13 protein-coding genes and 3 pseudogenes are annotated in these 13,869 nt (G+C 45.3%); 8 read left to right on the forward strand and 8 right to left on the reverse strand.

Translation table 11 applies throughout. The features are described from left to right. Positions 1 to 197: 197 nt before the first annotated feature. The 3 genes and pseudogenes from PXH59_RS11945 to PXH59_RS11955 all read right to left on the reverse strand — a co-directional run bounded on the left by PXH59_RS11945 (position 198) and on the right by PXH59_RS11955 (position 4,256). On the reverse strand, positions 198 to 3,320 hold the full coding sequence (locus PXH59_RS11945; RefSeq protein ID WP_285808513.1) for an autotransporter outer membrane beta-barrel domain-containing protein: 3,123 nt from the start codon (positions 3,318 to 3,320) through the stop codon (positions 198 to 200). Positions 3,321 to 3,707: 387 nt separating this feature from the next. After that, positions 3,708 to 3,791: pseudogene (locus PXH59_RS11950) on the reverse strand (IS1 family transposase); the annotation flags it as partial. Beyond that, the gene (locus tag PXH59_RS11955) at positions 3,792 to 4,256 is read right to left on the reverse strand and encodes a hypothetical protein (RefSeq protein WP_047771278.1); all 465 of its coding nucleotides are present in this window, start codon (positions 4,254 to 4,256) and stop codon (positions 3,792 to 3,794) included. Positions 4,257 to 4,682: 426 nt separating this feature from the next. Here PXH59_RS11955 and PXH59_RS20105 point away from each other — a divergent pair. From PXH59_RS20105 to PXH59_RS11975, 5 genes and pseudogenes are all read left to right on the forward strand, one after another. Next, positions 4,683 to 4,874 (forward strand): annotated as a pseudogene (locus PXH59_RS20105) (transposase); the annotation flags it as partial. A gap of 46 nt (positions 4,875 to 4,920) precedes the next feature. After that, positions 4,921 to 5,142, forward strand: a pseudogene (locus tag PXH59_RS11960) (chorismate-binding protein); the annotation flags it as partial. A gap of 79 nt (positions 5,143 to 5,221) precedes the next feature. After that, positions 5,222 to 5,545 carry an IS630 transposase-related protein gene (locus tag PXH59_RS11965; protein ID WP_285808283.1) on the forward strand — a complete coding sequence of 108 codons (324 nt, stop codon included), beginning with the start codon at positions 5,222 to 5,224 and terminating at the stop codon, positions 5,543 to 5,545. Beyond that, positions 5,514 to 6,062, forward strand: coding sequence for an IS630 family transposase (locus PXH59_RS11970; protein WP_285811610.1), 549 nt, complete (start codon positions 5,514 to 5,516; stop codon positions 6,060 to 6,062). The genes PXH59_RS11965 and PXH59_RS11970 overlap by 32 nt, the downstream gene beginning before the upstream one ends. A gap of 85 nt (positions 6,063 to 6,147) precedes the next feature. Then, on the forward strand, positions 6,148 to 6,642 hold the full coding sequence (locus PXH59_RS11975; protein WP_047771279.1) for a TIGR00645 family protein: 495 nt from the start codon (positions 6,148 to 6,150) through the stop codon (positions 6,640 to 6,642). A gap of 73 nt (positions 6,643 to 6,715) precedes the next feature. On the opposite strand, the gene PXH59_RS11980 is transcribed toward PXH59_RS11975, so the two are convergent. The 5 genes from PXH59_RS11980 to PXH59_RS12000 all read right to left on the reverse strand — a co-directional run bounded on the left by PXH59_RS11980 (position 6,716) and on the right by PXH59_RS12000 (position 11,305). After that, positions 6,716 to 7,201: a tellurium resistance protein TerW gene (locus tag PXH59_RS11980; protein ID WP_285808515.1), complete on the reverse strand. Its 486-nt coding sequence runs from the start codon at positions 7,199 to 7,201 to the stop codon at positions 6,716 to 6,718. Positions 7,202 to 7,353: 152 nt separating this feature from the next. Next, entirely contained in the window at positions 7,354 to 8,283 is a 930-nt protein-coding gene (locus tag PXH59_RS11985; protein WP_285811758.1) for an HpcH/HpaI aldolase/citrate lyase family protein, read from the reverse strand. Next, complete coding sequence (locus tag PXH59_RS11990; RefSeq protein ID WP_285808517.1) at positions 8,283 to 9,362, reverse strand: cysteine protease StiP family protein; 1,080 nt, start codon at positions 9,360 to 9,362, stop codon at positions 8,283 to 8,285. Before PXH59_RS11990 ends, PXH59_RS11985 begins: the two co-directional genes overlap by 1 nt. Then, positions 9,355 to 10,128 (reverse strand): HAD family hydrolase, encoded by a 774-nt coding sequence (locus PXH59_RS11995; RefSeq protein ID WP_285808519.1) that lies wholly within the window; start codon positions 10,126 to 10,128, stop codon positions 9,355 to 9,357. Before PXH59_RS11995 ends, PXH59_RS11990 begins: the two co-directional genes overlap by 8 nt. Continuing rightward, a complete protein-coding gene (locus PXH59_RS12000) occupies positions 10,121 to 11,305 on the reverse strand; it encodes a phosphoribosyltransferase domain-containing protein (protein ID WP_285808520.1) in 1,185 nt (394 codons plus the stop codon). The genes PXH59_RS11995 and PXH59_RS12000 overlap by 8 nt, the downstream gene beginning before the upstream one ends. A gap of 351 nt (positions 11,306 to 11,656) precedes the next feature. Between PXH59_RS12000 and PXH59_RS12005 the strand changes: the two genes are divergently transcribed. From PXH59_RS12005 to PXH59_RS12015, 3 genes are read left to right on the forward strand one after another with little or no spacing between them, the layout of a single operon-like run. Then, positions 11,657 to 12,244 (forward strand): TerD family protein, encoded by a 588-nt coding sequence (locus PXH59_RS12005; RefSeq protein ID WP_285808522.1) that lies wholly within the window; start codon positions 11,657 to 11,659, stop codon positions 12,242 to 12,244. After that, a complete protein-coding gene (locus tag PXH59_RS12010; RefSeq protein ID WP_285808525.1) occupies positions 12,244 to 13,371 on the forward strand; it encodes a TerD family protein in 1,128 nt (375 codons plus the stop codon). The genes PXH59_RS12005 and PXH59_RS12010 overlap by 1 nt, the downstream gene beginning before the upstream one ends. A gap of 31 nt (positions 13,372 to 13,402) precedes the next feature. After that, positions 13,403 to 13,858 carry a tellurite resistance TerB family protein gene (locus tag PXH59_RS12015; RefSeq protein ID WP_285808527.1) on the forward strand — a complete coding sequence of 152 codons (456 nt, stop codon included), beginning with the start codon at positions 13,403 to 13,405 and terminating at the stop codon, positions 13,856 to 13,858. Positions 13,859 to 13,869 lie beyond the last annotated feature (11 nt).

Here is a 13,869-nt window from a genome sequence, read left to right on the forward strand (position 1 = left end):
CGCCAATCTTGCAAAAGTTCACATGCAAGCTTTGGATAAAGTGAAAATGAGACTCTTCAATTATGGAGTTATTAACCAGGAGAAAGGGCATTAATAGAAATGGCATTTATGACACCACAATAAAACCATAAGAAATATAGTGAAGCCAGCATCACTGACTCCACATATTTTATCGAATGTTTACAGCCCGCCCATCATCAGAATTGCCATCTAAAACCGATATTCATACTATTGTCCTGATGACCGCTGGAGAGCAATCCACTATAGCCAAGCGTGAATGAAACGTTATTACTTGCACTCATCTCCGCGTTAGCTTTTAGCACCACACCATCACGAGAAGCAGGCACGCTGTGAGTCACAAACGTTGTGTTACTGCCACGGAACGATAAACCTGTTGCTCGTTCACGTTCACCGTATTGGTGTTGCCAGCCTAATTCTCCCTTTAGGGTCATTGAAGAACCCCATGCAGTCTGCCAGCTATGATTGGCACGTAATCCCAATGTGGAAAGAGTGGCTTCCGTATGTTGGCTGTTACCACGAAGTGCGGCGGCAGCACCATCTTCGTTAATACCTTCATTGCGGAAATTGACGTAAGCCAAGTTAACGAATGGCTCCAAATTCACAACCCCTGTCGGCAGAGGGTAAGCAAGTTCTGCGGATAATTGTGTTGTTCGTCCACTGTACCGGGCATTCTCACTATCACGCTGACTGCCATAGCTGATAAAGCGTTTGGTATCAATACGGTGCCACGTGAATCCGCTATTGGCTCGCAAAACAAAGTCACCAAATTGACGGTCACCATAAAGAGCGAGGTGATAGTTATTACTGTCAGCAGTCACACTGTTACCGCTATCAAGGGAAGTACGGGTATAACCCGTTGCGATACCAAGACGGCTGTATTCATCAATAAGAGCATCCGCGCCAAGGAATAAACCATAGTTGGAAGCCTGATAGCCCGTCGCATTCGCTGTACCAGAAGCGTGGCTCCATGCACCAAGCAGTCGAACCCATGCACCGTTCTTGTCTTCATGAATATCAGGCGAAAATGAATAGCCTTCAATCTGACTCAAACGAGAATTCAAGGTATCACGCAAATAACGGCTGTCACTAACCAACTGAGACGCAATATCAGCGTGGATTTGTCCATCAAGCTGACGGAATGCAGAGCGGGCCTGTTCCGCAAAACGACTGGCTAAGATACTTTCGTAAACCGGATTATCCATACCAAGGGTATCAGCGGCAGCAGCCACTGCGCGTTCATTCTGTGTCTTAGCAAAATCGACAAAAGCCGTCTCATTACGCCCAACATGGAGAGTGACTTCATCAGGCTGATAAGACAATCCAGCACCCAGAAAGAGATAATTCGGGACGACATCATCAAAACGGCCATTGATATTCTGCTTCGCGCTAAGAATAGTGTATTGCTGACCCGTCAGGCTTCGCACTTCTTCAAAAGAAAGCAAGTTCGCCGTATTCTCAAGGGAAACGGTAACTTTTCCGCCATCGATCTGTGCCCTTTTTTCAACCTGAATGTTGTCACTGCGCCCATCGGAAGCGATTTCAACAGCGTAATGAGAACCGGGTTCAAAGGTAATTTTTTCGGCAACCTTAAGCGTACCTATAGAGTTACCCGGTGCTACCGTCCCGCCACGCTGCACATTGAGCGTCCCCACCGTCCCATTCCCACCAAGCGTGCCACTTTCCATGACGGATACGCCAGAAGAGACACTACCGCTCACGTTCAGTAATCCCTGTTTGACCCGTGTTGGACCAGAATAGGTATTCTGGCCACTGAGAGTCAGCGCACCTCTACCTTGTTTAGTTAATCCACCATGACCACTGATATCATTGCTCCATTGATCCTGAGCACACTGACCCGCATCACAGATGCGTTCAGTCGGTTTATCCTTATCGAGTACGGCACCAACACCCGGAATATCAGCGATAAACTGCCCCTTGCCGTAGGCGACTCCGTCAGGATCTGGTATACGGAGTTTTTCAGGAATATCCTCTGCGGTATAGAACATGCCAGGGCCATTTATTGCTTTACCGAGGTTGATCAATCCCCAGCCGTAAAGCTCATCAATACCCTTTTCCCCCATGTCAGTCGCCGTAGTACGAAGCACGGAAGCGACTTGCTCGCCGCTCATATAGGGAAAACGCTCCATCAATACCGCAATACTACCACCCGCGTGTGGTGCAGCCATTGAGGTTCCGCTATAACTGTCATAGCCGGTAGTCATATCATCTATTCCAGTTCCCTTAATGACTGAACTATAGATCTCACTACCCGGTGCGCTGACACAAAGACTGGCCGTATAGCCACAGCGGGAGGAAAAATCGCTGATGATATAAGGCACGCTATGGGTACTCTTTGGATCTTTTTGCAAGCTTGCTACTGTCAACCAGTTTGGTGCAATCTCTGGCACAAACCAAGCCAGGCCCGCAATAGCATCTGGATTACTGTAGTTATTACTATTGCCAGCAGCAAAAATTGTCACAATACCGCTACGGGCAGCATCAATTGCTCCCTGATATGCTCCCCCCGGTTTTGTCCCCAAAATCGGTTTGATTTCATCAAACTGCATCCGGGCTTCAGCCAGGGTAAAATGGGCTGCATTCGGATCTTTCCCGCCTCTCTCAAGTTCCCTATCAATACCAATCCCCCAGCTGTTGTTAATGATACGGGCACCACTGCCTATCAAGGCATTCCAACCAGCCTGATAAACACCACCATCATTGCCTAAGATAATGCCATCTTCAGGGCCGGGATCACCGTTATCCGCGGTGAATATTTGGGCGTTATAAGCCACGCCATGCATCTCTCTGCCATCCCTGTTAGCTGCCGCTATGCCTGCAACATGGACGCCATGTGTTCCTAGCCTCCCGTACCTATCCACGGACGGCGTGCCATCATAAGTGAATGAATCACCTTTTTTCACCGGAATATAGGGATCGGTATATTCACGTATCCCCGAAGTTTTTAAGTTGGTGACCTTATCTTTTCCCATAAACTCAGGATGTTTGGCATAAACGGCCTGATCAAATATGCCTAATTTGATCCCTTTACCGGTATAGCCTCTGGCATAGGCCTCATCAGCGTGAATAGCACCCAGTCCCCATTGGCCCGAAAACTCACTGGAACGCCAACTGGCCGGATCGCCAATCCGTCCTTTCTCAACATAATTTTCCGCATAGGTGCCTGCACTGGCTGCGGCCAAACAACAAGCTATCGCGTGAGAAAGTACTCGTGATTGGGTTTTGACGGATAAACGAGAGGAAGCCAGAGTGTTCCAGGGTATTCTGTATCTCTTATTCATGTTAGTCACCATCCATTGTTGATTTGCAAAAATGCCAGCTCTTATGTTTTTTATTGTGTAGGCAGCTTGAAACCATCAAGGTGATCGTTGTCTAAAAAGCAGGGACAGATTAAAAAGGCGTGCTGTTTTTTAGATTGTTATCAAAAGAAAGCGGGTTTAATCAAAGCCATCACCTACACTATTTACACCACCAATACTCACTATAAAATGCCACATTTAATCAACCCTTATTTTAATAAATTTTAACCAAACCATAACATTCCATGATGTTATTCTGAAACATTGGAATGGTTCTTTATTTTCGTTAACCCTGATTGGCAAATTTCGTGCCCGAACGTAGAAGCCTGCTTCTATGGTAGGTCATGTATTGAATGGGTGGATTACCCGCTAAATGTAGTTTTCACGCTCAATAAACGTCCCTATCACTTTGTCGTGCACTTCTTCCGATTTGGAATCACCAATTGTCTTTCGTTATCCATTATTATTTTTACACCATAATTTAATTAAATAATCATATAAAAATGTAGTTATAAGGCAAATGAAAAACCAATTAATCCATGATATTGAGTTTTGCAATATAGATATTAAGAAAGAGTTTCCTATAGCAAAATCCATTAGTGGTTGCCGAACTAGTCTACCCATGATCGCCAATTCAAGTAACCACATAATAATTCCTCTTGTGAAAGAATTAGATGTAGGCATACCCCTTTTTATGAATATATACAAGATTGTTATACCAAAACCTGTTTCTATACTTGTGAATGCAGCTAAGTACCTAACATCCCAAGAGGGTAAAACAGATACGTTATTTACTTCACTTCTAATGTATGGCATTAACAACTCAACGTTAATAACATGAACTATAAATCCAATAAATGCAGTAAATATAGATACAATTAAAATAATAAAAAAAACTACTTTTTTTTCGTTACCCATCACATAAGCCTCTAAAATTTACGATTCATAATAATGATATAGTTTAATTATTTTGTTAAAAATTTCAAAAGTTAATTTTTAATTACCATCAAAATTTTCAAGAAGAACAATTCACTTACTATAAAAAGACCTCCACGCTATTTTTTAAATCTTTAAATGTCTTAGAACCATATGAAAGCAACTCCATCCGTGATTAAAACCACAGGATTACGTAAATTTAACGGATTAATAGAAATTTTTTATTATGAATGTTTAGATGCGCAATAAAAAGATGAGAGGGAGAGGATATTCCCTCTCCCTATAACTAATTAAAAACTATATTTATATACTCGATAAACGTCAAGTTGCAATCCGCAAGACGACGCGAGGCCTTATATTTCCCCGCTGCGCGGGGAAATATAAGGCGCATCTTGAAGTTAGATTGGTATAGAACAAGGTTATTGTGTCCCACAAGCCGCTGAATCCTTAGGGGTCTCCAAAAAATTGCTACATGTCTGGCGGAAACAACATGTCGAGCAATTCCAACCCGGAATCCTAACCTCTGGTGAGCGACAGGAGTTGCTGAAACTTCGAGAAGAAAACAAACAGTTAAGGATGGAAAAGGAAATCCTAAAAAAGGCGAACGCTTTCTTTAATACAGGGGTCAGCAGTTCCTGTTCCCAGCGGTTGGTGTGATGCCAAGGAAAATGGTGAATGGGTTGTTACCCTTCGTTGTGGGGAATGATTCGAAAACCCTATGCGACTCTTTGCAGGAGCAGGCATCGTTGCTGATTCACAACCCCATGCTGAATGGCAAGAAACAGGGGTGAAACTTGGCACCATGCTACAAGCTCTGGGATTATCTGATAGCAATGATAGTCATTTACTATTTTCTGACCATGTATAGTTCATCGTTGGGCACTTATAGCAAAATCATACTAATATGTCATAATATCCAAATCCAAAATGACAAGGCATAAAGTGAAATGGGTTACAGTCTAGATTTTCGAAAAAGAGTACTGGCATACAAAGATAAGCATTCGTTGACTTTCGAACAAACGAGTGCCCATTTTGAGATTTCTATTCGTACCCTGTTCCGGTGGAGTCATAAAATAGAACCTTGCATGACGCGTGATAAGCCTCCCATGAAAATTCCTGATGAGGTGCTCATCGCGGATGTCCAAAATTTTCCTGATGACTATCAATGGGAAAGAGCAAAGCGCTTAGGGGTCTCACAATCGGCGATTCATTACGCGTTGAAACGGCTTCGCCTCACTCATAAAAAAAACCTTAAAACATCCTCGCGCTGATCCTCAGCTTCGTCAGGCGTTTGTCGAGCGCATCAGCGGCTATAAACAGGAAGGCAAACCGATTGTGTATTTGGATGAAAGTGGTTTCGCGCAGTCAATGCCACGGATATACGGGTATTCAGAGAAAGGGCAGCGTTGTTTTGGTACACAGGATTGGCACGCGAAAGGCCGTATTAACGTGATTGGAGCCATTCTCGAAAATACGTTCATCACCTTAAGCTTATTTACTGGCAACATTAACGCCGATGTCTTTCATGCGTGGGTGACGCAGGATTTATTGCCCAAACTCCCACACGGTGCCGTGATAGTCATGGATAATGCGCGTTTTCATAAACGACTTGATACGATACAAGCGATAGCAGAGAGTCAATATCAATTAGAGTGGCTGCCCGCTTATAGTCCGGACTTGAATCCCATAGAACACAAATGGGGTGGGGCAAAAGCGATAAGAAGACAAAAAAGATGTTCAGTTGATGAGGTGTTCACCGAGCACATCGAGTGTGTCAGGTTATGTTGATTCTGCTATAGCTGCGATATGTATTTCATAGCTTTCACACTCTTGATCTATACTATTGCCCCTTTTGCAACACATAAAAAACACAATGGAACGCTTTCTCGAAAACACAATGTATTCCTCCCGCTGGCTACTTGCACCGGTTTATTTCGGTTTATCATTGGCATTATTTGCCCTTGCGGTTAAGTTCTTTCTGGAAATCATGCATATCCTGCCGAACCTTCTTTACATTACAGAATCCGACCTCATCCTGACGTTGCTTTCCCTGGTTGATATGGCTCTGGTTGGCGGGTTGCTGGTAATGGTGATGTTTTCTGGCTATGAAAACTTTGTTTCAAGCCTGGATATTCACGAAAGCAAGGAGAAATTAAGCTGGTTGGGGAAAATGGATGCGACCTCACTCAAAAATAAAGTTGCAGCCTCAATTGTCGCCATTTCCTCCATTCATTTGCTGCGCGTCTTTATGGATGCCAAAAATGTGCCGGACAATAAACTTATGTGGTATGTCATTATTCACCTCACCTTTGTTTTGTCCGCATTTGTGATGGGATATCTGGATAAACTTACACGCCACAATCATTAAGCGATCAAACAGTAAGCGAACAAGCCAACCCACAATCATCGCCCTGATGCCAGTTGAATCCAACCGGCTGGCATTACGGAATTCGCCTCTTCGATGAACTTCCTTTCACGGACTCTTTGAGCAATTTTTCAATAAACCTATCCACGACCGTTTCAACGACATCACTTCGGGTTGTTTCCAGACGATTAGCCAAACTATCAATTTTTCTGATGACAGACATTCTTAGAGATAGGGAAACCGGCTTTTTTTTCTCTTTATCCAGAAAGACATGGCTGGTGGCGTCTTCAGATTTACAACTGAGATGCTGCACAAGGAGTTCTTCAATCCTTCTCACATCTTTCCTGGTCAGGATCCCTTTATCCACTAACTGATAAGTATTGCCCATTTTGCTAAACCGGATATCCGCACAGTAAAGATCTCTCAATTCCCGCAATGCACGTGTTAACGTAGGCTCCGAACAATTCAGTTCCCTAATGATCCTCACCTTACTAACCGGTTTACCCTGTGAAAGTAATAAAGTTAATTTAAAATTTCTAAATTGTTTGGGACTAAGCAGCATTTTTTATTACCAAGTCAGGGATAACAAACCCCAGGCTATCTACTGTTAACTACAAAAATAACTTTCAGCATAGCTACTATCACAGGCATAGCTACTATCACAGGCAAATCAATATCAAAACGAGTGAAAGCGTTAGCAATATTTTCAACCGGTTAAGATACTATTGCCTCTGGTTCTATACCATAATGCGCTGCCCGCTCGAGAATATTGACTGCCCAGCGTTGATGGGTGGCAGGTTCACACATCATTCCCTGCGATTTGAACACGGCTTCACTGGCACTAAGAATAGTCAGCGCCTCAGCATGATCATGAGCATTAACCATTAGCGCTCGTTGGATGCATTTAATCTGCTTCGGGTGTATAGCTGTTTTTCCCACCAGACCGTGGGCAACATCCAATTCCAGCTCTTTTTCCAGTAATCTCAAATCATCAATATGCTCACAAACCGGCGCAGTCAGAGCAAATCCCCGCGCAACAAAAACGGCAACCAACATTTTAATGACATAGCCCATCGGCCCATCATACAGGGTAAAATTACGGGAGCGCCGCAGGGACATGACATTCATCAGATCATTACCGCCAATACGCAAGGCAATAATGCGATCCTTGCAAGGGTGTTGTTTGAGAATGTCCGCAAGCTGGTTCATTTTCCGAACGTCAAACACCTCTTCACTCTCCAGTGTTGGCATCATGCACAGATGGGTTGAACCAATAACATCCCACCAGCCGGACAACGAAGCATGGGTAAATTTGGGCAAAACCAGTCCATCAATGGCACTCAGATTGACATTGGTCACCAGATAATTTGCCATTCTTTCATCACGTGGACGGATAAAAATCAGGGGACGATGGCAATCGGTATTGGAAGAAAAACGGCTTTCTTCGGTCAATGTTTGCATGACTTCCCGGAGATTTTCGAGGGCAAGGGGAATATCCTGTTCACTAACGGCATCTTCCAGACAAATAACCAGCGAGCGCAGATCAGGGATCTTATTCTGTAACACAATTTCAGCAATGTCCTGACGGGTAGCTGGCATATACAGAGTGGCACCGAGTCGATGTGGAGAAGGGATTGGTTTCATCACGCGACCTTCTTAATCATAGTTACGGCACGATATTGACCGATTAGATCACCGACTTCCGTAATCACAACATTTTTCTGACGGGCCAAATGAACCAACAGGGCAACATCAGGATCATCCTGGGAACGCACGAGTACATGTTCTGGCACACGTCGTAATACTGCACGGGTGGCTTCTGCAATACCAGGTTTAATACGGTTAATACTGTCAATCTGGTATTTTTCAGCAAGACTGGAAATCACCGTTTTGCTTAATTGCTGCAAAGCGGTCTTTTCCTGCGGCAACCAAACCGCTTCTGGTATAGCAGCGCAATCCAATCGATGACGACAATCAGCAACAGTATCCACCAATAAGCGGCTGCACTCAAACTTGAGCAGGTGATCACACTGCACGCAACCGTGCAATCCTTCTTCATGCCAGATCGAACGTGATATCAATCCCGATACCGGCGCACCCATAATACCGAAAGGAATCAACCAGTCATCATCGCTGGCTGCCAGCCACGAACACCCACAAGGATCAGCTAATACCACCAGACGTGGGAGACCTGAATAACCATCCCGCCCCGCCAAAGATCGCGACAGTTCTGCCGTAATCGCGCCTTTGCCTGTCCAGCCATCAACAAATACCACGCCATCCGTTCCATGTTGCTGCTCAATATACGATAGCGCTGTATGATCAATACCACGATCCCGAATAATGCTGATGCCATAATGATAAGAGCATTTGCCCATTTCTCTGAGCGTTTGATGCAACATCACCCCCAAAGGAACGCCAGCCCTGACCAGGCTGACCAAGACAATCGGCGTATCACCAAAGCGGGATACCAGCGCTTTGGCGAGTATCACAACTTCCGTCGCCAACCGAACAGCCCCTTGCCCAAGCGCTTTATCAAACAGTTCAAGGTGATAAGACGTAGGTTCCGGCTCCTGACTTAACATATCCGAATAATGGCGAGCACCAGATTGGATCAACTGCTCCTTAATATCCACAGGCGTCATCTCAATTTGAACGGGCTTTAGCAGGAATTGAACATCATCAGAAGCGTAACTCCCAGAGAAAGGGGAAAAGCTATTCATTATTTACAGCTCCAAATAAGGCTGTCATTAATGTGTCAGCAAACTGGCTTTGCTGAGGCATACTAAACCAATCACACAGTTGCATAAAACGGTGATCACTCAAACTGTCTCCCAGGCCGATAACCGGGAAAACGCCTCTCTCAGCACGAAGTCTTTGCAAAAGGTGATGAGTCGCCAGCCCCTTGTCAACACACTTTGGCAGCACAGTAAGATTGTTATTGTTTTGATGGAAATAAAAGTTTTGCTGGAAATGACTTTCTTGGGCTAAAGCGTCAGCCAGGATATTAAGCTCATTCAATCTATCGTGGTTGCGGTGCTTGATGATCAGGAAAACAGGTACATCACCGTACTCATAGTCAATGCGTACCCAGGCATCGATACCATAAGATGCCATCAAACGCTGGCTCAACCGTTCCAACTCACACAATTTATCCCGATATGACAACAATTCTGACAACATGCACGATTGCCAAAGCTCATCAACAGCACCTTCTGGTGTGAGGATCACCGCACCGTGCGAAACAATACACCAGGAACTGAAAGGGATCTGCACACGGCTTAATTGTTCTGTATTTCTGGCGGTGACTGGAATAACCTCGGCATGAGCCAACAGCCAATCAACCAGCATGGATTGTTTTTCAGTCAGATAGCTGTGGGGAAGACATTTTCGATCCAAGGCCCCCACGCGGAAAGATATTTCTTTCAGCTTGCGGCGAGATTGAAATAGCGTGTCATCAAGATCAGTTAAAAATACAGGCTTAATCATATCCCACGATCTCGACAACCGGAGAAACACGGGCAAGCTGTGCCATTAACGCAGGGTCAACGGACATTTTGGGCGTTTCAAGACAGAGTAACACCCGATCAAAGTGCTGATGCGCGACATTATAGAGAAAATTCGGGATGCCCAGCCCGTAATTATCCGTAAAAGCCATGACAGATTGGATGGCATGACCGCAAGAAATGGGAGAGCGGGTTGTCGAACCAAATACCACTGATGCCCCTTCCTGCTCAAGCCGTTCAGCTAGCAGGAACGGCTGCCAGACAAATTCACTGGAACCCAATACCAGCACGTTTTCGCCTGCTTTGGCACTGATTGCAGCGCCAATGTCACATTGGATCTCATCCAGCCCCAAACGTCCCCAGCTCTGTTGGCCTATGATGTTGATTTCTCCCTTGGCCGTCACATTGACTTGGGGCATGACCGGCACTGGCGCAGAGATATCCGCTTCCCACTGCCAATTCCCCTCGATCAGGGAAACTTCAGAAACCGGCAACGGGCTGCGTTTCACAACCGATTTACCACTCCAATCTGTCAATGTCACGGTGACGATATGTTCAATATGCTCAAGCCCTGCATGACGCAGTGCATCCAGTAAATTCAGGAACGTATTGCCCGTGGTTGCTTCATCATCAATCAGAACCAGAGTTCGGGCTTGGGTCACCCGTTGGCGCAAGCGGCTTTCTGTTGGCCAATAAATCAAATGATCCGTAGCATGACTGTGATTTTCCTTAAACTCACACAATAAATCGCCATCAACCGGATGGCGTGTCGACGTCAGAAATACAGGCTTATCGGCTTTGTGTTGCGTTTCCTGAAATACCCCTGCCGCTAGCCCGACAGCCGTTTCTGCCATGCCAATATATAGAACCGGGCCGGGAAGATGAGCAGGGAATCGGGCAGATAATTGCTGATAAATCGAACGCATGATCGATGGCTTGACCGGAATATGTCGCCCCAAGACTTTACTGACAAACAGGAATGCTCTTTTGGGATTACGGCGTTCAGCGATATCAAACAGGGTTTCCAGACATGCTGTGCGACGCGATGCCGTCACCGTCAATGTCCCGCTGTTTAACTTTCTTTGGTAAACCTGCTCTTGAAAAATCTGTTTTTCATCAACGGGTTTTTTATAAACATCGGTGTCACTCAACACGGTCATGGGGATGCCTTTTCAAAAAAATCTCGGCCTGAACCAATCGCCCCGAACTAATAGGGTAACTTTCAGCATTTGTTCTTAATTCGGTGAAATATACATCGCAGTCTAGAGTTTCAAACTAACAAATGTCAATCATATTATGATTATTTACACCAAAATTTGTTTGACTTTTCTGCATGGAAAAGAAATCATACCAAACGAAATCAGACTGTTTTCTATCATACAGTTAACAGCCAATATACCTGTTTACGGGAGTCATAATATGACAGATTCAGTTATCTATTTGTCATATTATGATTTTTTAATACGTGAAATTACCGTGATTCACCGACGAACAGAATAGAGGTGTCATTAATGGTTTCGTTAAGCAAAAATCAGTCAGTTTCGCTCGCCAAACAGAGCGCATCACTGGCTAACATGAATTTTGGTCTGGGATGGGATCCTGTGACCAAGAAAAAAGGCTTTCTGGCGAGTTTATTCGGCGGGGGCAGTGATGAAATCGATCTGGATGCAAGCTGCATTCTGCTTGATAAATCGGGGAATGCCATCGATACCGTGTGGTTCGGTCAACTGAAATCAAAATGTGGTTCTATACAACACACTGGCGATAACCTGACGGGTGAAGGTGATGGGGATGATGAAGTTATCCGCGTCAATCTCATCAAACTTCCCACCAATGTCGAATACCTTGCATTTACCGTTAACAGTTTCCGTGGCCAAACCTTCAATGACGTTGAAAATGCCTTCTGCCGCGTCGTTGACCAAAACGGCAAAGAGCTGGCTCGCTATCAATTGAATGAGCAAGGCGCTCACACTGGCATTATCATCTCCTCCTTGCGCCGCAACGGGGGTCAGTGGGATTTCACAGCACACGGCGTCCCTTGTCTTGGACGTACTATTGACGCGATGTTTCCGCAGATCGTTGAGACGGTGGTGCGCTAATGAATCTGACACCTGGGGCCAACGCTCCCGTTCCCCATCAAACGCTCACTGTGCGGGTTCTATCGGGTTCAGCCGTTGATGTTTCTGCTTTCCGTCTGTATGCAGATGGCAAAGTGAAGGGTGATCCAGATATGGTGTTCTACGGTCAGCCGGTCAATGATGACAACACCGTCCGGCTGACTACCGGTAATCTCAATACCTCATTCAGTGTCAACTTGCCGGCATTGAGCCAGGATGTCCAGAAAGTCGCGTTCACCGCGACTTGCGACGGTAATCAAACGATTTCCAATCTGCGTAATCTTTCCATTCAGGTTGAACTGAACAGCAGCGTGATTTTGCAGGGAGATGTTGACGTACAGGGCCGTCCAGAGGCTGCCTTGATCCTCGGCGAGCTGTATCGCCGGAACGGTGAATGGAAATTCCGTTTTATTGCCCAGGGCTTTAATGGCGGTCTCAAACCACTGGCTGAACATTTTGGCGTAGATATTATGGATGATGAGCCAGCACCAAATATCGTCAATCTGAGTAAGGTTTCTTTGACCAAAGAAAAACCGACTATCAGCCTTAGCAAACGCGACAGCTACGGTGAAATTCGCATCAATCTGAACTGGAGTCAAAATACCGCCCCCTCAAAAGGCCTATTGCAAGGCATGTTCGGTGCAAACAAAAACGTGGATTTAGATCTCGGTGCTTTCGTCCGACTGCAAGATGGAGAGAAAGACGTTGTACAGGCACTGGGGGATCGCTTTGGCGATTACCGTTATGAACCTTATGTAGAATTACAGGGCGATGATCGCACCGGTCAAGTGCGTGACGGTGAATGGCTCCACGTCAATGGGGTTGAATGGAAAAACATCCGTGAAGTTTTGATCTACGCCTTTATCTATGAGGGCGTGCCTGGCTGGGATAAAACCGATGGCATAGTCACAATTTATGTCCCTGACCAACCCCCGATTGAAACGCGGATGACAGAAGGCAACAACCACAAAGGCATGTGTGCTATTGCCCGCCTTGTCAATGAAAACGGCACCATCAAAGTAGAACGCATCAATCAATACTTCAGCGGGCATAAAGAGATGGACAAGGCGTTTAGCTGGGGCTTTAGCTGGACATCCGGCAAGAAATAACTCTCTATTTTACCAATTAGCGGAGGGACTGATGTCCTTTTTAAACAAAATCAAATCAGCGTTCAACGCAGGCCGTGAAGAACTCACCACTCAAGTGAGTCGCTTCAAGAACAGAAAATTCATGGAAGGTACGGTAGCCGTATGTGCACACGTTGCTATGGCGAGTAACGGCGTCAGTTCAGAAGAAAAGCAGAAAATGATCGGCTTCATCAAAAACTCCCCTGAGCTGAAAGTGTTCGATACCTCTGAGATTATCGAATTCTTTAACAAACTGGTCAGCAGCTATGAGTTTGATGCTGACATTGGTAAAGGTGAAGCCATGAAACTCATTATGGCTCTGAAACAGCAGCCGGAAGCAGCGCAGCTTGCTTTGCGCGTCGGAATTGCAGTCGCCAAGAGTGATGGTGACTTTGATAACGACGAAAAACAGGCGGCCCGTGAAATTTGTTTAGCCCTTGGCTTTACACCGGCTGATTTCGAACTGTAATCGCAGATAAT

This window comes from Xenorhabdus bakwenae (assembly GCF_030272115.1).
Classification (GTDB): Bacteria; Pseudomonadota; Gammaproteobacteria; order Enterobacterales; family Enterobacteriaceae; genus Xenorhabdus; species Xenorhabdus bakwenae.

Coding starts and splice junctions, on each gene's coding strand:
- PXH59_RS11945 (WP_285808513.1), bottom strand. CDS start 3,320: ATGAATAAGAGATACAGAATACCCTGGAACACTCTGGCTTCCTCTCGT.
- PXH59_RS11955 (WP_047771278.1), bottom strand. CDS start 4,256: ATGGGTAACGAAAAAAAAGTAGTTTTTTTTATTATTTTAATTGTATCT.
- PXH59_RS11965 (WP_285808283.1), top strand. CDS start 5,222: ATGGGTTACAGTCTAGATTTTCGAAAAAGAGTACTGGCATACAAAGAT.
- PXH59_RS11975 (WP_047771279.1), top strand. CDS start 6,148: ATGGAACGCTTTCTCGAAAACACAATGTATTCCTCCCGCTGGCTACTT.
- PXH59_RS11980 (WP_285808515.1), bottom strand. CDS start 7,201: ATGCTGCTTAGTCCCAAACAATTTAGAAATTTTAAATTAACTTTATTA.
- PXH59_RS11985 (WP_285811758.1), bottom strand. CDS start 8,283: ATGAAACCAATCCCTTCTCCACATCGACTCGGTGCCACTCTGTATATG.
- PXH59_RS11990 (WP_285808517.1), bottom strand. CDS start 9,362: ATGAATAGCTTTTCCCCTTTCTCTGGGAGTTACGCTTCTGATGATGTT.
- PXH59_RS11995 (WP_285808519.1), bottom strand. CDS start 10,128: ATGATTAAGCCTGTATTTTTAACTGATCTTGATGACACGCTATTTCAA.
- PXH59_RS12000 (WP_285808520.1), bottom strand. CDS start 11,305: ATGACCGTGTTGAGTGACACCGATGTTTATAAAAAACCCGTTGATGAA.
- PXH59_RS12005 (WP_285808522.1), top strand. CDS start 11,657: ATGGTTTCGTTAAGCAAAAATCAGTCAGTTTCGCTCGCCAAACAGAGC.
- PXH59_RS12010 (WP_285808525.1), top strand. CDS start 12,244: ATGAATCTGACACCTGGGGCCAACGCTCCCGTTCCCCATCAAACGCTC.
- PXH59_RS12015 (WP_285808527.1), top strand. CDS start 13,403: ATGTCCTTTTTAAACAAAATCAAATCAGCGTTCAACGCAGGCCGTGAA.